Consider the following 17,069-nt stretch of genomic DNA (forward strand, 5'->3'; position numbering starts at 1 on the left):
CTTAAGCCTGGTTCACAACTCCTAAAAAATCATCGTCATGGTGAAATCAGGGTAAACTTAAGAGAGGCCTCAAAAGGAGGAAATGACAATGAAACGCTTACTGATTCTTACCGCGCTGTTACCGTTTACCGCGCTCGCACAGCCACTGAATACCATGAACAATCCGAACCAGCAGGGTTATGTCATTCCGAGCCAGCAGCGTATGCAGACGGAGATGATGAGCCAACAGCAGCAGCAAAAAGGGATGCTTAACCAGCAGTTGAAAACGCAGACCCAGATGCAACAGCAGAGCCTGCAAAATCAGATGAACGCCAACACTCAGCGCGTGCAGCAGGGCCAGGTGCGGGAACAGCCGCTGCCCAACCATAACGGTGGCATGTTAGGCAACGGAACAATGCAGAGCAGCGGACAGCAGCATATGCTGCCGCAACAGTCGAACGGCAGTATGCTTAATCCGCAGAACTAAAGTCCGGGCCGATCAGGTCAATCGCATCGGTACAGACACTGTCCACACCCCAGCGCAGCAGCTCGGCCGCGCGCTGGGGCTTGTTGACCGTATAAACCAGAATATGCAGACCCGCCGCTTTCAACATCTTCACCCGCGCCTCATCCAGCAGCCTGTGGTTGAGATGAATAGAGACACACGCTAAACGGGTAGTCAGCTCGCGCCAGTCTTCGCGCCACTCGTCCAGCAATAGCCCGCGCGGCAGTTCCGGCACGGCCGCCTGCGCCGCCTCCAGGGCGTCAATTTCAAACGAGGAGAGCAACGGCGCGGTCATTCCTTCCCACAACTCACGCGCTGCCAGCGCGATGACCTTGCCCGTTAGCGGCCCGGTGCCGGTTGTCGGTTTGATTTCAATATTGGCCATCATCCCGTGCTGACGGCAGCGGTCCGCCACTTCCGCCAGCAGCGGCAGCGGCTCGCCTTTGAATTCACCGCTGTACCAGCTTCCGGCATCCACTTTCAGCAGATCGCGCCACGGCAATTCACCCGCCACACCCCAGCCGTTGCTGGTGCGTTCGAGGTTATCGTCATGCAGCAGGAAAATTTCGCCGTCTTTCGACAGCTTGGCGTCGAACTCGATCATCGTGTGGCCGTAACGCGCGCCAACATCAATTGCCGCCAGGGTGTTTTCCGGCGCCAGTTTACCGCCGCCACGGTGGGCGACAATATGGGGATAAGGCCAGTTGCTCATACTCGTTGTCCTGTTTCACCGTCAAATAAGTGCAGGTGATTTTCCGGCAGATGCAGCCATAGCGTGCTGCCTGCTTTAGGGCGTTCCTGATGCGCCAGACGCACCACCATTTTTTGCTCGCCCCAACGTCCGTGCGCCAGGTTATCAGCGCCCAGCATCTCCAGCGTATCCATCACCAGCGGTACGCCGCCTTCCGCCTGAGAGGTTAAACCAATATGCTCCGGGCGGATACCGAGCGTCATTTTACGCCCGGCGTAGCCACGATAGTACCAGTTGATCGGCAATGCCATCCCGCTTTCCAGCTCAAAATGAGTTCCCGCGCTGCTGATACGCCCTTCCAGAAGGTTCATTGCCGGGCTGCCGATAAAGCTCGCCACAAAGCGAGTGGCCGGTTTTTCATACACTTCAACCGGGGTGCCGATCTGCTCAGCTATCCCCTTGTTCATCACCATCACGCGCTGGGCGAGCGTCATCGCTTCGACCTGATCGTGGGTCACGTACAAAGAGGTGGTTTTCAGGCGGCGATGCAGCTGCTGTAGCTCCAGGCGCATCTGCACACGCAGCTTGGCGTCGAGGTTGGAGAGCGGTTCATCAAACAGGAACACCGCTGGGTCACGCACAATCGCGCGCCCCATCGCCACACGCTGACGCTGACCGCCGGAAAGCTCACGCGGTCGGCGCTTCAGCAGGCCATCCAGCTCCAGAATGCGGGCCGCTTCTCTCACGCGCTCCTCAATATGCCCTTTGCCCATTCCGCGGATTTTCAGCCCCCAGGCCATGTTCTCTTCCACACTCATGTGCGGATAGAGCGCGTAGTTCTGGAACACCATCGCGATGCCTCTGTCTTTCGGCTCCATTTCGGTGACGCGCTGACGGTCAATCCAGATATCCCCGGAGGTCACGCGCTCAAGCCCCGCCACCATGCGCAACAAGGTTGATTTACCGCAGCCGGACGGCCCGACCATCACGATAAATTCGCCGTCCGCCACGTCGAGCGTTAACGGCTGAATAACCTGGGTTTTGCCATCCCAGCTTTTAGTCACTGCCTGAAGTTTTAAACCTGCCATCTTATTTCTCACTGTCCACTAAACCACGCACAAACGCACGCTGCATGGCTAAAACGATAACGACCGGGGGGATAAGGGTGAGCAGCATCGCCGCCATCACCTGGTTCCAGAGGGTGGTGCCTTCACCAGTGGCGATCATGCCTTTGATGCCCGCCACGGCAGTGCCGAGGTTGACATCCTGAATAATCAGCAGCGGCCACAGGTACTGGTTCCAGCCGTAAATAAAGGTGATCACAAACAGCGCCGCGAGGTTGGTTTTCGACAGCGGCAGCACGATGTCGCGGAAGAAGCGCATCGGTGAAGCGCCGTCGATACGCGCGGCTTCAATCAGCTCGTCCGGCAGGGTCATAAAGAACTGGCGGAACAGGAAAGTGGCGGTCGCCGAGGCCATCAACGGCAGGGTTAAGCCCGCATAGCTGTCGAGCATCCCAAGATTGGCGATGACCTCCACCGTCGGGAAGATACGCACCTCCACCGGCAACATCAGGGTGATGAAGATCATCCAGAAGAACAGGTTGCGCAGCGGAAAGCGGAACCAGACGATGGCAAAGGCCGAGAGCATCGACACCGTAATTTTGCCCACCGTGATACCGAACGCCATGATGAAGCTGTTGAGCATCATCAACCAGAACGGCGCGCTGTTAACGCCCACGCCCTGCGTCCAGATGGTCGACATATTCTCGAAAAGATGACCGCCCGGGATCAGCGTCATCGGCGTATCAAACACCGCTTTGGTGTCCAGCGTGGCGGCGACAAAGGCCACGTACAGCGGGAACAGGATGACAATAATCCCTAAAATCAGCATGGTATGGCTGAAAATCGTCAGCCCGCGACGGTTCTCAATCATTGGTAGCGCACCTTACTTTCAACATAACGGAACTGCACCACCGTGAGGATGATGACAAGGAACATCAGCACGACGGATTGCGCTGCGGAGGCAGAGAGATCCAGGCCAGCAAAACCTTCGCGGTAGATCTTATAGATAAGCGTCGTTGTCGCCTGCACCGGGCCGCCTGCGGTCGCTGCGTCGATCACCGGGAAGGTATCGAAGAAGGCGTACACGAGGTTAACCACCAGCAGGAAGAAACTCACCGGGGCGATCAGCGGCAGCGACAGCCTGAAGAAACGACGAATAGGCCCTGCGCCGTCAATTGCCGCAGCTTCCACCAGCGAGCGCGGAATGGACTGCAGCGCGGCAAAGAAGAACAGGAAGTTGTAGCTGATCTGCTTCCACACCGAGGCGAATACCACCAGGAACATCGCCTGGCCGCTGTTCTGCGCGTGGTTCCAGTCGTAGCCGAACTCTGCCAGGAAGTGGGTAATCAGCCCGCGCCCAGGGTTAAACAGGAAGATCCACAGCACGGCAGCGACGGCGGGCGCAACGGCGTAAGGCAGCAGCATCAGGGTCTGATACAGACGGCTGCCGCGCACCACGTAATCCACCAGCGCGGCGAAAAACAGCGAGGCAACAAGGCCGCTGACGGTGACCAGCGCGCTGAACTTCATCGTCGTCCAGAAGGAGTCCAGGTAGTAGCTGTCATGGAACAGCGCGGTGAAGTTGTCCAGGCCAACAAACTGGCTGGAAAGCCCGAACGGATCGACGCTTTGCACCGAATACCACAGCGCTTCGCCCGCAGGCCAGATAAAGAAGATAACGGTGATGACCAGCTGTGGCGCGACCAGCAGATAGGGCAGCCAGCGGGACCGGAACACCGGACGGGATGATGACATTGAGATTTGGTTCCTGAACAATGCCGGGTGGCGGCTACGCCTTACCCGGCCTACATGGGGCACGTCGTAGGCCCGGTAAGCGCAGCGCCACCGGGCATTTTTTTACGATTTGGTCGACTGCTCAAAGCGGCGCAGCAGCTGATTTCCGCGCTCTACCGCTGAATCCAGCGCCTGTTGTGGCGTTTTCTTCCCGGTCCACACGCTTTCCAGCTCTTCATCGACGATGGTGCGGATCTGCGGCATATTGCCCAGACGCAGGCCTTTGGTGAACGGCAACGGCGGCTTGTTCAGCATCTGGCGCGTCGCGATGTCCGCGCCCGGGTTCTTGCTGTAGAAGCCCTGCTCGCGGGTCAGGTCATAGGCGGCTTTGGTGATTGGCAGGTAACCGGTTTTCTGGTGCCATTCGGCGGCATTTTCTGGTTTTGCCAGGAAGTCGAGGAACTCGGCTACGCCTTTGTAGGTCCCTTTGTCTTTGCCCTGCATCACCCACAGGCTTGCCCCGCCGATGATGGCGTTCTGCGGTGCGCCTTTCACGTCAGCGTCGTAAGGCATCATGCCCACGCCGTAGTTGAATTTGGCGTAATGACGGATGTCTGCCAGCGAGCCGGAAGAAGCGGTAGTAATAGCGCAATCGCCGTTGTAGAACTTCTCGGTGGATTCGTCTTTACGGCCGTAGTAGCTGAAATCGCCCTTCTTGTTGAGTTCTTCCAGCAGCGCAATGTGTTTCACCTGCTCTGGCTTATTGAACTCCAGGACCGCGTCAGTGCCGTCGAAACCGTTGTTTTTGGTCGCCACCGGCAGGCCATGCCAGGCGCTGAAGTTTTCAATCTGGATCCAGCCCTGCCAGCCGCTCGCATAACCGCACTTCATCCCTGCCGCTTTCAGCTTCGCGGTGTACTCCGCCAGATCCTGCCAGGTTTTTGGCGGCTGCTCTGGATCTAAACCGGCTTTTTTGAAGGCGTCTTTGTTGTAGTACAGCACAGGGGTGGAGCTGTTAAACGGCTGTGACAGCAGGTGGCCAGTTTTAGAATCGGTGTAGTAACCGGAAACGGTCGGTACGAACTGGGATTCGTCGAAGTTAATACCCGCGTCTTTAAAGACCTCGTACACCGGTTTGATGGCTTTAGAGGCCATCATGGTGGCGGTACCCACTTCATAAACCTGTAACAGCGCAGGCGCGTTACCGGTACGGAAAGCAGCAATACCTGCGCTCAGGCTCTGCTCGTAGTTACCTTTATACACCGGCACAATTTTGTAATCCGGATGGGTGTCGTTGAAACGCTGCGCCAGGGAGTCAACTTCTTTACCCAACTCCCCTTCCATGGAATGCCAGAACGGAATGGTGGTGACAGCCATTGCGTTCGTCGCAAAAGCCAGACCAATTGCCAGACCCAAAGCTGTGTGTCGTAACGATGTCATTGTCATCTCTCTTATTGTGCCGGATGCGCGATATCACGCGTTTTATGCTCGCGAGGTAACATGACATGCTCGAATGACAGAAAAATAACTGTTTGTTTACAGATAAGTGACAGCCAGGCGTCAGGGGGATGATGGTTGTGTGAAGGGGGTTGGGGGTGAAAAAAAGCCGGGTGGCGGCTACGCCTTACCCGGCCTACTCGATCCTGTAGGCCCGGTAAGCGTAAGCGCCACCGGGCGATGAAGACGGCTCAGCCGCCTAAATAAGCGCTCCGCACCGCCTCGTTCGCGAGCAGCGCGTCTCCGGTATCAGAAAGCACCACGCGGCCGTTCTCCAGCACGTAGCCACGGTCTGCAAGCTTCAGCGCCTGGTTAGCATTCTGCTCGACGAGGAAGATGGTCATCCCCTCTTTACGCAACTGTTCGATGGTGTCGAAAATCTGCTGGATGATGATTGGCGCAAGCCCCAGCGACGGTTCATCGAGTAGCAACAATCGCGGCTGGCTCATCAGCGCACGGCCAATCGCCAGCATCTGCTGTTCACCACCGGACATAGTACCCGCACGCTGAATACGGCGTTCCCACAGGCGCGGGAAGAGTTCATACACCCACTTGATACGGGTCTGGTATTCATCGCGGTGGGCGAAAAACCCGCCCATCGCCAGGTTCTCTTCCACCGTCATGCGGGAAAACACGCGGCGCCCTTCCGGCACAATCGCCACGGCTTCACGCATGATTCTGGCGGTCTGCCAGTCGGTAATGTCTTTACCATCGAACACAATTCGCCCGCTGGTCGCGCGCGGGTCACCGCACAGGGTGCCGAGCAGTGTGGTTTTGCCCGCGCCGTTGGCCCCAATCAGGGTGACGATTTCACCCTGATTGATATGAAGGCTGACATCGTGCAGCGCCTGAATCTTGCCGTAGTGCGCATTGACCTTGTCGAACGTTAACATCGCTTTTTCCATCTTATGGCTCGCCCCCATTATGCTTCGCCTAAATAGGCGCGGATCACGTCCGGATTGTTGCGGATCTCTTCCGGCGTGCCGTTTGCCAGCAGCGTGCCCTGGTTTACCACGTAGATACGGTCAGAAATGCCCATCACCAGCTTCATATCGTGCTCAATCAGCAGGATGGTGGTGTCGTGATGATCGCGCAGCTCGGCAATCAGCTCGTCCAGCTCTTTGGTCTCTTTCGGGTTGAGGCCAGCAGCAGGTTCGTCGAGCATCAGGATTTCCGGCTGCGTCACCATGCAACGCACAATCTCCAGACGGCGTTGGTCGCCGTAAGCCAGGTTGCTAGCCTGACGGTTAGCGTGCTGCAACAGACCGATGCGGTCGAGCCAGGTGGCAGCGCGATCCAGCGCTTCATCCTGCGCGCGACGGAAGGCCGGGGTTTTCAGCAGGCCAGAGAAAAGCCCGGTTTTCAGCTGCTGATGTTGCGCCACCAGCAGGTTCTCAATGACCGTCATCTCGCGGAACAGACGTACGTGCTGGAAAGTACGCACCACGCCCATACGGGCGATCTGTTGCCCGGGCAGGCCTTCAAGGTGCTGGTCGCGCAGCATAATGGTGCCGCCCGTCGGCTTGTAGAAACCGGTCAAACAGTTGAAGACCGTCGTTTTCCCCGCGCCGTTCGGGCCAATCAGGGAGACAATCTCTTTCTTATGCAGATCCAGATTCACGTTGTTGACCGCCAGCAGGCCGCCAAAACGCATCATCAGACCGTTAACGGATAATAATGGCTGACTCATGCCTGCTCTCCTTTCGCTTGCCCGTTCTTCAGCTTCAGCTGTGGACGGGTCATCGGCAGCAAGCCCTGCGGACGCCAGATCATCATCAGCACCATTAAACCACCCAGCATCAGCATGCTGTATTCGTTAAAGTCGCGCATCAGCTCACGTGAGACCACCAGCAGGATGGCCGCCAGGATAACGGCGAACTGCGAACCCATCCCGCCGAGCACCACAATCGCCAGCACAAAGGCAGATTCGGCAAAAGTGAAGGATTCCGGGCTGACAAAGCCCTGGCGCGCGGCAAACAGCGTTCCGGCAAAACCGGCAAACGCGGCACTGATGGTGAACGCGGTCAGCTTGATGCGGGTCGGGTTCAGGCCCAGGGAGCGGCAGGCGATCTCATCTTCACGCAGTGCTTCCCACGCGCGGCCCAGCGGCATGCGCAGCAGACGGTTGATCACGAACAGGGTAATCACCACCAGCAGCAGCGCCACCAGGTAGAGCCAGATGACACGGTCAGACGGGTCGTATTTCACGCCAAAGAAGTTGCTGAAGGTATCCCAGCCGCCTTCACGAGCGGTACGGCTGAATTCCAGACCAAAGAAGGTCGGTTTCGGGATCTGGCTGATACCGTTCGGGCCACCGGTCACTTCGGTGTTGTTGAGCAGCAGGATACGGACGATTTCACCAAAGCCTAAGGTCACGATCGCCAGGTAGTCACCGCGCAGGCGCAGCACCGGGAAGCCCAGCAGGAAGCCCGCAGCCGCAGAAACCAACCCCGCCAGCGGCAGACACGTCCAGAAGCCGAGGCCGTAATAGTGGTTCAACAGCGCAAAAGTGTAGGCGCCGATGGCGTAGAAGCCGCCGTAGCCCAGCACCAGCAGGCCTGACAAACCCACGACCACGTTCAGACCGAGACCGAGGATCACGTAGATCATGGTCAGAGTGGCAATGTCTACCGTCCCGCGCGACACCACGAACGGCCACGCCACCGCCGCCACCAGCAGGGCGACGAGGAACAGCTTCTGTTTAACAGTTGAACCATCAATCGCAGGCAGCACGAATTTCGGGCCAGAAACGCCTTTCAGCGTCTTCTGGAACAGCGGACGCAGCAGCTGGAACAGGAACACCACGGCCGTGCCGATAAACACCCACTGCCAGCGGATATCTGCTGCGGTGTCCACCACCAGCTTAGTACCGTTCAGCTCTAACTGAACGCCCATAAAGACGCCCGCCAGCACGAAGAACATGGCGGCAGAGAGCAGCGCCATTGCAAAATGCATCGGTTTCATACTTTCTCTACCTCCGGACGACCCAGAATACCGGTAGGCATTACCAGCAGAACCAGAATCAGCAGGGCAAACGACACCACATCTTTATATTCCGTACTCAGATACGCCGAGGAGAGCGCTTCGGCCACGCCGAGGATAAGACCGCCAATCATCGCGCCCGGAATGCTGCCGATACCACCCAGCACCGCTGCGGTGAAGGCTTTCATCCCGGCCATAAAGCCGATGTACGGGTTAATCACACCGTAGAACTGACCAAGCAGCACACCTGCGACGGCAGCCATTGCCGCACCAATCACGAAGGTAAGTGCAATCACACGGTCCGTGTTAATGCCAAGCAGGCTCGCCATCTTCAGGTCTTCCGCGCAGGCACGACAGGCGCGCCCCATGCGGGAATAACGAATGAACAAGGTCAGCGCCAGCATCGCAATGAAGGTCACGATCCAGATAACCAACTGCATGGTGGTAATAGACGCAGAGAAGTTATCACTCGCCCCGACAACCCACTGGCCATTAAACAAGCTTGGCAACGCCACGTCGCGCGAGCCTTCGGTCAGGCTGACGTAGTTTTGCAGGAAGATTGACATACCGATGGCGGAGATCAGGGCAATCAGGCGCTTGGAGCTGCGCACCGGCCTGTAGGCCACGCGTTCGATGCTCCAGCCGTAGGCACTGGCAATCACGATCGCGCCGACAAACCCGGCAGCGACCAGCAGCCAGCTGCTGTCAATACCCATCATCATCAGCGCGGCGATGATCATAAAGGAGACATAACTACCGATCATGTACACCTCGCCGTGGGCGAAGTTAATCATGCCGATAATACCGTAAACCATCGTATAGCCGATGGCGATCAGCGCGTAGGTGCTTCCCAGCGTGACGCCGTTAAACATCTGCTGCAGGAAATAGAGAAACTGCTCGGACATATGCAAACCTTTTTATACCCGCCCGTCAGTCCGGGCGGTGGGATAATTATTTGGCGGCCGAGGATGAACCGTCGGCGTGCCACTTAAAGACACCAAACTCAAATCCCTTCAGATCGCCTTTCTCATCCCAGTTCAGCGGCCCAATCACGGTGTTCGCCCCGTGTGCTTTTAAATCTTTCACCAGATCCAGCGGTTCTTTGCTGCCGGAGCGATCCAGTGCGGTTGCCAGAGACTGCACAGCCGCGTAGGTAATCCAGACGTACGGACCACTCGGATCCTTCTTCTGCGCCTTGAGCGCATCAACGATAGCCTTGTTGGCCGGATCCTGGTCATAGCGTTTTGGCATCGTTACCAGCATGCCTTCGGCAGCATCACCCGCGATGTTTGACAGGGAGGCGTTACCCACGCCTTCCGGCCCCATAAACTGGGTTTTCAGCCCTACCGAACGCGCCTGGCGCAGCATCTGGCCCATTTCCGGGTAGTAGCCGCCGTAATAAACGAAATCAATATTCTCTTTTTGCAGACGGGCAATCAGCGCGGAGAAGTCTTTCTCACCGGCGGTAATTCCATCGAAGAAGACGACATTCGCGCCGCCTTTTTTCAGGCCGTCCTGAACGGAACGCGCCAGGCCTTCACCGTACTGCTGTTTGTCATGAATAATGGCAATGCGCTGTGGCTTAACGGTGTCGAGGATGTATTTGGCGGCGGTTGGGCCCTGAGAGGAGTCCAGACCCGCGGTACGCATAATGTGCTGATAGCCGCGTTGGGTCAGCTCCGGGTTGGTCGCACCCGGGGTGATCATCAGAATGCCTTCGTCTTCGTAGATATCAGACGCAGGCTGGGTAGAGGATGAGCACAGGTGGCCGATCACATACTGAATACCGTCGTTGACGATTTTGTTGGCGACCGCAACGGCCTGTTTAGGATCGCAAGCATCGTCGTATTCCACACCGACCAGTTTGTCGCCTTTGATACCGCCTTTGGCGTTGATGTCTTTGATGGCCTGGCGCGCACCGTTGAACTCCATATCCCCCCACTGGGCAACAGGACCGGACATCGCACCGACTACAGCAACTTTAATCTCTTCCGCCATGGCCGCATGCGAAATCGACAATGCAACCATCCCCGCGAGTAACGTTTTCGCGTTCCTTCTCATCTCTGAATCCCCATTCGTGATGTCGTGTTTATATTTTGTTTTATTCTGGTTAAAAAGCATTCTGTACTTTTAATGCACAACGCTATTTTTACCAGTGCCTTTAATGGTTTAGCGCAGGTTTTTGTCAAAAACCAGACTAAAATCTCTATTTTTCAGGCTATTAAGCAAAGATAATATTCTGAAATCAGGCAGAGATAAACAAATAAAAGTGCAGTTTGCAGCATAAAATAACGGTACAAAGCGCCGAATAAATCACTACCATTCAGGTTAAAATTCTGCTTATTTTTCGATCCATGTGTTTTCAAACTGCCCATCGCGCTGCCAAAAAACTAATCACCTGGTTAATGAGAATAAAAAGAGGAAGCCGCTGAGTGAATAAATTGAGTACACTGCCCCTACTCAATTTGATTTGGACAACAAGCTAATGAAACTGACAATCGTTCGTCTGGTGACCTTTAGCGACCAGGATCATATCGACCTGGGCAAGATCTGGCCGGAATATTCCCCTTCGTCACTGCGCGTTGACGAGACCCACCGCATTTATGCCGCGCGATTTAATGAGCGCCTGCTGGCAGCGGTTCGCGTGACTCTGAGCGGCACCGAAGGGGCGCTGGACTCACTGCGCGTGCGTGACGTCACCCGTCGTCGTGGTGTAGGGCAGTATTTGATTGAAGAAGTGATCCGCGAAAACCCGAGCGTGACCTCCTGGTGGATGGCCGACGTGGGCGTGGAAGACCGCGGCGTGATGGCGGCATTTATGCAGGCGTTAGGGTTTACGGCGCAGGAGAATGGGTGGGAGAAGCGCCAGGGATGATCTGTGCGGCCTGATGCCCTCACCCCGGCCCTCTCCCACAGGGAGAGGGAGAAAACATTAAAAAAGGCAACTTACGTTGCCTTTTTGCGGTTTTTCCCAAGAATTTCGTGTTGCAGGAAGGCGGCAAGTTATGAAATCCCCGGGAGCTTACATAAGTAAGTGACCGGGGTTGAATAACGCAGCCAACGCACCTGCGGCGCGAAAGGCGACGGGAAAATTATTTGGCGTCTGTCGCCGTGCCGTTAGCATGCCAGTCAAACACGCCGAACTCGAAGCCCTTCAGGTCGCCCTTCTCATCCCAGGAAAGTGGCCCCATCACGGTCTCAACAGTATTCGCTTTCAGCCAGGTGGCAATCTCTGCCGGATCGGCTGACTGGTTCAGGCCCGCCTGCAGCGACTGCAGCGCAGCGTAGGTGGTCCACACGAACGCACCGCTTGGATCCTGTTTCTTCGCCTTGATGGCATCTACGATGGGTTTGTTCGCCGGAACCTGGTCGTAGTTCTTCGGTTTGGTCACCAGCAGGCCTTCAGCGGATTCGCCCGCGATGTTAGACAGGGAAACGTTCGCCACGCCTTCCGGACCCATGAACTGGGTTTTCAGGCCTGCAGCACGCGCCTGGCGCAGGATCTGGCCCATTTCCGGGTGGTAACCACCGTAGTACACAAAATCAATATTCTCTTTCTTCAGACGCGCCACCAGGGTAGAGAAGTCTTTCTCACCGGCAGTAATACCGTCGAAGAACACTACGTCGGCATTCGCTTTCTTGAGGTTGTCCTGCACGGAACGCGCCAGACCTTCACCGTACTGCTGCTTGTCATGAACGATGGCAATGCGCTTCGGCTTCACTTTTTCAACGATGTATTTCGCTGCAGTTGGGCCCTGGTCAGAGTCCAGGCCGGTGGTGCGCAGGGTCAGCTTGTAGCCGCGCGAGGTCAGTTCCGGTGCGGTTGCAGCCGGGGTGATCATCAGAATGCCTTCGTCTTCGTAGATGTCAGACGCTGGCTGAGTTGAGGAAGAGCACAGGTGACCGATAACGTATTTGATCCCGTCGTTCACCACTTTGTTCGCGACCGCGACCGCTTGTTTCGGGTCACAGGCATCATCATATTTTACGATCTGCAGTTTTTCGCCCTTAATACCGCCCTTGGCATTAATGTCTGCAACCGCCTGTTCTGCGCCAGTAAATTCCTGGTCACCATACTGTGCTACCGGACCGGACATCGCTCCTACGACAGCCACTTTAATATCTGCCTGTGCCATCGTGCTAAATGCCAACGCGATACATCCTGCCAGTAACGCTTTACCCTTCATGTTCATCCTGAGATTCCCCATTATTATGGTTATTACGATTATTGTGATGTCGTTGTGTAGCGCTTTATTTCAGTTATAGGTATGCCACTCGCGCTTTTTCAGCATACTCTGCTAAAACATACCCCATTTTTATGATTTTGGAATAGCTAATTTGAAATGAATATATGATAAGCCCGGCAGAGATTTCCGCCGGGCATATGGCTTTAACGTGTCAGCGACGCGGAGATAATGTCCAGCGCTTTACGGAACTGCACTTCAGGGATAGTCAGCGGGTACAGGAAACGAATAACGTTGCCGTAGACGCCGCAGCTCAGAAGAAGTAGCCCTTCCTGCAACGCGCGTTCTTGTACCTGACGGGTGAATTCCGGCGACGGGAGCCCTGATTGCGGGTCGTTAAACTCCACCGCCACCATCGAGCCTTGCGCACGAATGTCAGCGATATACGGGCAATGTTCCTTCGCTTTGCTCAGCACTTCCACCAGGTGATGACCAAGGTGCGCCGAGCGCGTGCAGAGATCCTCTTCATCAATCACGTCCAGCACGGCATGCGCCGCCGCAATCGCCAGCGGGTTACCGGCGTAGGTTCCGCCCAACCCACCAGGTGCAGGTGCGTCCATCACCTCCGCACGGCCAGAAACCGCCGAGAGCGGCATCCCGCCCGCCAGGCTTTTCGCCATAGTGATCAGATCGGGCTTCACGCAGTGGTGTTCCATCGAAAACAGCTTGCCGGTACGGGCGAAGCCGCTTTGCACCTCGTCGGCAATCAGCAAAATGCCGTGGGTATCGCACAGGGCGCGCAGGGCCTGCATAAAATCAGCAGGCGCAATGTTGAAACCACCTTCCCCCTGAACCGGCTCGAGAATAATAGCCGCGACCTGGTCGGGTGCGATATCCGCTTTAAAGATGCGTTCCAGGCTTTTTAACGCTTCCGCCGTGCTGACGCCGTGCAGTTCATTTGGATATTGCGCGTGGTAAACCGAGCCGGGGAACGGGCCAAAACCCAGTTTGTAGGGTGCCACTTTCCCCGTTAAAGCCATCGTCATAAAGGTGCGGCCGTGGAATGCACCACCGAAGGTGATAAGGCCAGGACGCCTGGTATACGCGCGGGCAATTTTTACGGCGTTTTCGACAGCCTCAGCCCCCGTGGAGAAGAACGCCGTTTTAGCCGGGCCCTCAACGGGCACGCGTTCGTTGAGACGTTCGGCAAGCGCCACGTAGCCTTCGTACGGCACAATCTGGTAGGCCGTGTGGGTAAAGGCATGGAGTTGCTTTTCGATGGCGGCAATGACTTTTGGATGGCGATGGCCGGTATTCAGTACCGCGATCCCCGCAGCGAAGTCGATGTACTCATTACCCTCCACGTCCCACACCGTGGCGTTTTCAGCTTTATCGGCATAAAAATTACACATCACGCCGATGCCGCGCGGCGTCGCCTGTAAACGCCGGTCGTTCAGTTCGTTATTTTTCACCCTGTCCCCCTGAGAAAGTCGCCTGCTTAGCGCATCAGTAAGTGTTTGCCAGGGGGAAGGAATTCGCCAGAGCGGGCGCTAAAAAAACAAAACCCCCGAATTTGCATTCGAGGGTTCTCGGTGTACTTCGCTTATCTTACGCTTCGATAGCGGCGCGAAGTTTTTTCATGGCGTTCTTCTCAAGCTGACGAACACGTTCAGCGGAAACGCCGTAGCGGTCAGCCAGTTCCTGCAGTGTGGACTTGTTGTCTTCGTCCAGCCAGCGGGCGCGGATAATATCCTGGCTACGTTCGTCGAGGCCTTCCATCGCATGGGTCAGCTTGTTCGCGGCCTGATCTTCCCAGTTATCCTCTTCAATGCCGTCAGCAAAGTTAGAGGTTTTATCCTGCAGATACAGTACCGGTGCCATCGGCTGGCTGTCGGATGCGTCGTCGTCGGAGGACATATCAAAGGTCATGTCCTGCGCGGCCATACGGGATTCCATCTCACGCACATCTTTGCTGGATACGCCCAGCTCACGCGCCACCATTTCAACTTCATCCTGATTGAACCAGCCCAGACGCTGCTTGGTTTTACGCAGGTTAAAGAACAGTTTGCGTTGCGCTTTTGTCGTGGCGACTTTCACAATACGCCAGTTACGCAGAACGTATTCGTGAATCTCTGCTTTGATCCAGTGCACGGCGAAGGAGACCAGTCGCACACCCACTTCCGGGTTGAAGCGACGCACAGCCTTCATCAGACCGATGTTACCTTCCTGAATCAAGTCCGCCTGCGGCAGGCCGTAGCCCGCATAATTACGAGCAACGTGAACAACAAAGCGCAGGTGAGACAGGATCAGCGTCTTAGCTGCTTCCAGATCGCCCTGGTAATGCAGCTTTTCAGCAAGCTCCTTTTCTTCCTCGGCCGTTAACATCGGCCAGGTGTTCGCAGCCCGGATGTAAGACTCCAGGTTACCAACAGGGGCTAAAGCTAAAGTTTGCATTTCTTTGGTCATTCATTCCTCTCAATGTTTCTTCTGGTCCAGGTTATCCCCATCAGGCAACAACCATGCCAAAGCGTTTGAGCAACGAGATTAGCATTCACTCTTGTATCAGACAGTGATTTTATCCACAAGTTCCAGGTGCAACGGTGAATAAATTACGCACAAAATGTGACATGAAGATGATAACAGGGGAAGAGACAACAGGGACACTTTCCCTGCAGAGCGAACATCTCGGTGCAGGGAAAGATTATATCACGCTTTTATTAATCGGGAGTAAAGTGACGTAAATGTTGAACGGTTGCCAGCCAGGCTGCCACCCACCCAATCATCGAACACACCAGCAGCAGCAACAGGCACTCATCGAACCCTAAGCCGCTGATATCAAACTTCGTTCCGAAAACCTGCGCCACTTCTGTGACTGCCGACGATAGACGCATCACCAAAATTTCTGACAATATCAGTGAAAGAAATGCGCCGGAAAAACCGAGCAGTGCGCCGCCATAGAGGAACGGACGCAGGATGAAACCATCCGTCGCACCAATCAGTTTCTGCACGTTGATGGTATCGCGACGGGCGAAGATGCTCAGGCGCACGCTGTTACCGATGACGAGGAAGACCGCCGCCACCATCAGCACGCCAATCATCGCCGCCACGCGGCCTACCAGCCCGGTCAGGGCAGAGAGACGCGCAAACCAGCTGTCATCCATGCGCACTTCATCAATGCCCTTAATGCGCGTGATGCGATCGCGCAGGGTGTTAAGCGAATCGGTCCCCTGGAAATCCAGCTTCGGGATCACCACCGCCACGGCAGGCAGCGGGTTCTCTTCAAGCATGTCCAGCGCGCCGCCAAAGCCTGACCAGTTGCGGAACTCGCCCAGCGCTTCTTCACGCGAGAGATAGTTAACCTTCTCCACACCCTGCTCGGCCTGAATTTGCCCGACCACCTGCGCTGCGGCGTTATCGTCGAGCGCTTTATCCAGATAGACCGTGATCTGCGGGGACGGATAGTATTGTGAGGCCGCCTGGTTGACGTTTTTATAGACCATATAGCAGACGCTTGGCAGCGTCAGGGAAATGGCAATCACCATCACCGTCAGGAACGTCGCCAGCGGTTTGCTTTTCAGGTCCTGCAGTGCGCCGTGGAAGGCATAACGCACCTGCTCGTTAAACACGTTGGTTTTGCGGGAGGCAGGCTTTGGCGCGGCTTTCTGGCGCTTTGGCGCATTACGATTGCCATCACCACCGCCCTGCGACTTACGGAAACGATCAAACCGGTTCCCGAACTGTCGAATCTGGTTTATTGCATCACGCTTATTCACCATGGCCTCCGTGCAAATGACCGTCGCTCAGGGTCAGCATGCGGTACGAACGACGGGAAATAAGCCCGATATCGTGCGTCGCCATCAAAACCGTCACCCCTACGCGGTTGAACTCCTCAAACAGACGCAAAATCCCTTCTGACAGGGCGTCGTCCAGGTTACCGGTCGGCTCATCCGCCAGCAGCACCGCAGGTTTGTTCACCACCGCACGGGCAATGCCCACGCGCTGCTGTTCACCGCCGGAGAGCTGGATCGGGAAATTCTTCGCTTTGTCCAGCAGCCCGACCTTATCCAGCGCCGCAGAGACGCGACGGCGGATATCATCATAGCTGGCACCGGCAATAATCAGCGGAATAGCCACGTTATCGAAAACGGTGCGATCCATCAGCAGGTGGTGGTCCTGGAAAATCATGCCGATCTGCCGACGCAGAAACGGCACTTCGCGATTTTTCAGACGGCTTATCTCATGACCGCCGAAAAAGATTTTCCCGGCACTTGGCCGTTCGATCCCACAGATAAGCTTGAGCAGGGTACTTTTCCCCGCGCCGGAATGGCCGGTCAGGAATGCCATCTCGCCCGGTTGCAGGTGGAATGTCACCCCCTGCAACGCTTGTCTCCCACCGAGATAGGCCTTGCTGACGTGTTCAAAGCGAATCATTG

Annotated in this window: 17 protein-coding genes; 2 read left to right on the forward strand and 15 right to left on the reverse strand. The window is 56.0% G+C overall.

Translation table 11 applies throughout. The features are described from left to right. Positions 1–88 precede the first annotated feature (88 nt). Positions 89–466: a DUF2756 family protein gene (locus JGF26_RS20160; RefSeq protein ID WP_108089399.1), complete on the forward strand. Its 378-nt coding sequence runs from the start codon at positions 89–91 to the stop codon at positions 464–466. On the opposite strand, the gene ugpQ is transcribed toward JGF26_RS20160, so the two are convergent. From ugpQ to livK, 10 genes are all read right to left on the reverse strand, one after another. Next, complete coding sequence (gene ugpQ, locus JGF26_RS20165) at positions 450–1,196, reverse strand: glycerophosphodiester phosphodiesterase (RefSeq protein WP_128348328.1); 747 nt, start codon at positions 1,194–1,196, stop codon at positions 450–452. The two genes, JGF26_RS20160 and ugpQ, sit on opposite strands and share 17 nt — an antisense overlap. Next, positions 1,193–2,263, reverse strand: a complete 1,071-nt coding sequence (locus JGF26_RS20170; protein WP_028017951.1) for a sn-glycerol-3-phosphate import ATP-binding protein UgpC — start codon at positions 2,261–2,263, stop codon at positions 1,193–1,195. The genes ugpQ and JGF26_RS20170 overlap by 4 nt, the downstream gene beginning before the upstream one ends. A gap of 1 nt (position 2,264) precedes the next feature. Continuing rightward, positions 2,265–3,110: a sn-glycerol-3-phosphate ABC transporter permease UgpE gene (gene ugpE / locus JGF26_RS20175; RefSeq protein ID WP_028017952.1), complete on the reverse strand. Its 846-nt coding sequence runs from the start codon at positions 3,108–3,110 to the stop codon at positions 2,265–2,267. Beyond that, a complete protein-coding gene (gene ugpA, locus JGF26_RS20180; RefSeq protein ID WP_023618241.1) occupies positions 3,107–3,994 on the reverse strand; it encodes a sn-glycerol-3-phosphate ABC transporter permease UgpA in 888 nt (295 codons plus the stop codon). Before ugpA ends, ugpE begins: the two co-directional genes overlap by 4 nt. Before the next feature lie 102 nt (positions 3,995–4,096). After that, positions 4,097–5,413 (reverse strand): sn-glycerol-3-phosphate ABC transporter substrate-binding protein UgpB, encoded by a 1,317-nt coding sequence (gene ugpB / locus JGF26_RS20185; protein WP_134708606.1) that lies wholly within the window; start codon positions 5,411–5,413, stop codon positions 4,097–4,099. A 248-nt stretch (positions 5,414–5,661) separates the two neighbouring features. Beyond that, positions 5,662–6,375, reverse strand: coding sequence for a high-affinity branched-chain amino acid ABC transporter ATP-binding protein LivF (gene livF / locus JGF26_RS20190; RefSeq protein WP_022651964.1), 714 nt, complete (start codon positions 6,373–6,375; stop codon positions 5,662–5,664). Positions 6,376–6,392: 17 nt separating this feature from the next. Then, positions 6,393–7,160, reverse strand: coding sequence for a high-affinity branched-chain amino acid ABC transporter ATP-binding protein LivG (gene livG, locus JGF26_RS20195; RefSeq protein WP_134708605.1), 768 nt, complete (start codon positions 7,158–7,160; stop codon positions 6,393–6,395). After that, positions 7,157–8,434, reverse strand: a complete 1,278-nt coding sequence (gene livM / locus JGF26_RS20200) for a branched chain amino acid ABC transporter permease LivM (protein WP_013099130.1) — start codon at positions 8,432–8,434, stop codon at positions 7,157–7,159. Before livM ends, livG begins: the two co-directional genes overlap by 4 nt. After that, a complete protein-coding gene (livH, locus tag JGF26_RS20205; RefSeq protein WP_028017954.1) occupies positions 8,431–9,357 on the reverse strand; it encodes a high-affinity branched-chain amino acid ABC transporter permease LivH in 927 nt (308 codons plus the stop codon). The genes livM and livH overlap by 4 nt, the downstream gene beginning before the upstream one ends. Before the next feature lie 46 nt (positions 9,358–9,403). Further along, positions 9,404–10,513, reverse strand: a complete 1,110-nt coding sequence (livK, locus tag JGF26_RS20210; protein WP_028017955.1) for a high-affinity branched-chain amino acid ABC transporter substrate-binding protein LivK — start codon at positions 10,511–10,513, stop codon at positions 9,404–9,406. 424 nt (positions 10,514–10,937) lie between these two features. Here livK and panM point away from each other — a divergent pair, with 424 nt between their 5' ends. After that, positions 10,938–11,327 (forward strand): aspartate 1-decarboxylase autocleavage activator PanM, encoded by a 390-nt coding sequence (gene panM, locus JGF26_RS20215; protein ID WP_134708604.1) that lies wholly within the window; start codon positions 10,938–10,940, stop codon positions 11,325–11,327. 217 nt (positions 11,328–11,544) lie between these two features. Here panM and livJ read toward each other — a convergent pair whose 3' ends face one another. The 5 genes from livJ to ftsE form a co-directional block, all read right to left on the reverse strand. Beyond that, positions 11,545–12,645, reverse strand: coding sequence for a branched chain amino acid ABC transporter substrate-binding protein LivJ (gene livJ / locus JGF26_RS20220; protein ID WP_152546598.1), 1,101 nt, complete (start codon positions 12,643–12,645; stop codon positions 11,545–11,547). 197 nt (positions 12,646–12,842) lie between these two features. Then, complete coding sequence (locus tag JGF26_RS20225) at positions 12,843–14,108, reverse strand: 4-aminobutyrate--2-oxoglutarate transaminase (protein ID WP_028017958.1); 1,266 nt, start codon at positions 14,106–14,108, stop codon at positions 12,843–12,845. A 136-nt stretch (positions 14,109–14,244) separates the two neighbouring features. Next, a complete protein-coding gene (rpoH, locus tag JGF26_RS20230) occupies positions 14,245–15,102 on the reverse strand; it encodes an RNA polymerase sigma factor RpoH (protein WP_028017959.1) in 858 nt (285 codons plus the stop codon). A 251-nt stretch (positions 15,103–15,353) separates the two neighbouring features. Further along, on the reverse strand, positions 15,354–16,409 hold the full coding sequence (gene ftsX, locus JGF26_RS20235; RefSeq protein ID WP_134708636.1) for a permease-like cell division protein FtsX: 1,056 nt from the start codon (positions 16,407–16,409) through the stop codon (positions 15,354–15,356). Beyond that, the gene (gene ftsE / locus JGF26_RS20240) at positions 16,402–17,067 is read right to left on the reverse strand and encodes a cell division ATP-binding protein FtsE (RefSeq protein ID WP_025758973.1); all 666 of its coding nucleotides are present in this window, start codon (positions 17,065–17,067) and stop codon (positions 16,402–16,404) included. Before ftsE ends, ftsX begins: the two co-directional genes overlap by 8 nt. Positions 17,068–17,069 lie beyond the last annotated feature (2 nt).

Source organism: Enterobacter sp. E1 (assembly GCF_016809815.1).
GTDB classification, from domain to species: domain Bacteria; phylum Pseudomonadota; class Gammaproteobacteria; order Enterobacterales; family Enterobacteriaceae; genus Enterobacter; species Enterobacter adelaidei.

What these genes read in the sequence shown, in the direction of transcription:
- ugpQ (WP_128348328.1), bottom strand. Translation starts at nt 1,196, where the DNA reads ATGAGCAACTGGCCTTATCCCCATATTGTCGCCCACCGTGGCGGCGGT.
- ugpA (WP_023618241.1), bottom strand. Translation starts at nt 3,994, where the DNA reads ATGTCATCATCCCGTCCGGTGTTCCGGTCCCGCTGGCTGCCCTATCTG.
- JGF26_RS20170 (WP_028017951.1), bottom strand. Translation starts at nt 2,263, where the DNA reads ATGGCAGGTTTAAAACTTCAGGCAGTGACTAAAAGCTGGGATGGCAAA.
- rpoH (WP_028017959.1), bottom strand. Translation starts at nt 15,102, where the DNA reads ATGACCAAAGAAATGCAAACTTTAGCTTTAGCCCCTGTTGGTAACCTG.
- livF (WP_022651964.1), bottom strand. Translation starts at nt 6,375, where the DNA reads ATGGAAAAAGCGATGTTAACGTTCGACAAGGTCAATGCGCACTACGGC.
- JGF26_RS20160 (WP_108089399.1), top strand. Translation starts at nt 89, where the DNA reads ATGAAACGCTTACTGATTCTTACCGCGCTGTTACCGTTTACCGCGCTC.
- ugpB (WP_134708606.1), bottom strand. Translation starts at nt 5,413, where the DNA reads ATGACATCGTTACGACACACAGCTTTGGGTCTGGCAATTGGTCTGGCT.
- livJ (WP_152546598.1), bottom strand. Translation starts at nt 12,645, where the DNA reads ATGAACATGAAGGGTAAAGCGTTACTGGCAGGATGTATCGCGTTGGCA.
- livK (WP_028017955.1), bottom strand. Translation starts at nt 10,513, where the DNA reads ATGAGAAGGAACGCGAAAACGTTACTCGCGGGGATGGTTGCATTGTCG.
- panM (WP_134708604.1), top strand. Translation starts at nt 10,938, where the DNA reads ATGAAACTGACAATCGTTCGTCTGGTGACCTTTAGCGACCAGGATCAT.
- livG (WP_134708605.1), bottom strand. Translation starts at nt 7,160, where the DNA reads ATGAGTCAGCCATTATTATCCGTTAACGGTCTGATGATGCGTTTTGGC.
- ftsE (WP_025758973.1), bottom strand. Translation starts at nt 17,067, where the DNA reads ATGATTCGCTTTGAACACGTCAGCAAGGCCTATCTCGGTGGGAGACAA.
- livM (WP_013099130.1), bottom strand. Translation starts at nt 8,434, where the DNA reads ATGAAACCGATGCATTTTGCAATGGCGCTGCTCTCTGCCGCCATGTTC.
- ugpE (WP_028017952.1), bottom strand. Translation starts at nt 3,110, where the DNA reads ATGATTGAGAACCGTCGCGGGCTGACGATTTTCAGCCATACCATGCTG.
- livH (WP_028017954.1), bottom strand. Translation starts at nt 9,357, where the DNA reads ATGTCCGAGCAGTTTCTCTATTTCCTGCAGCAGATGTTTAACGGCGTC.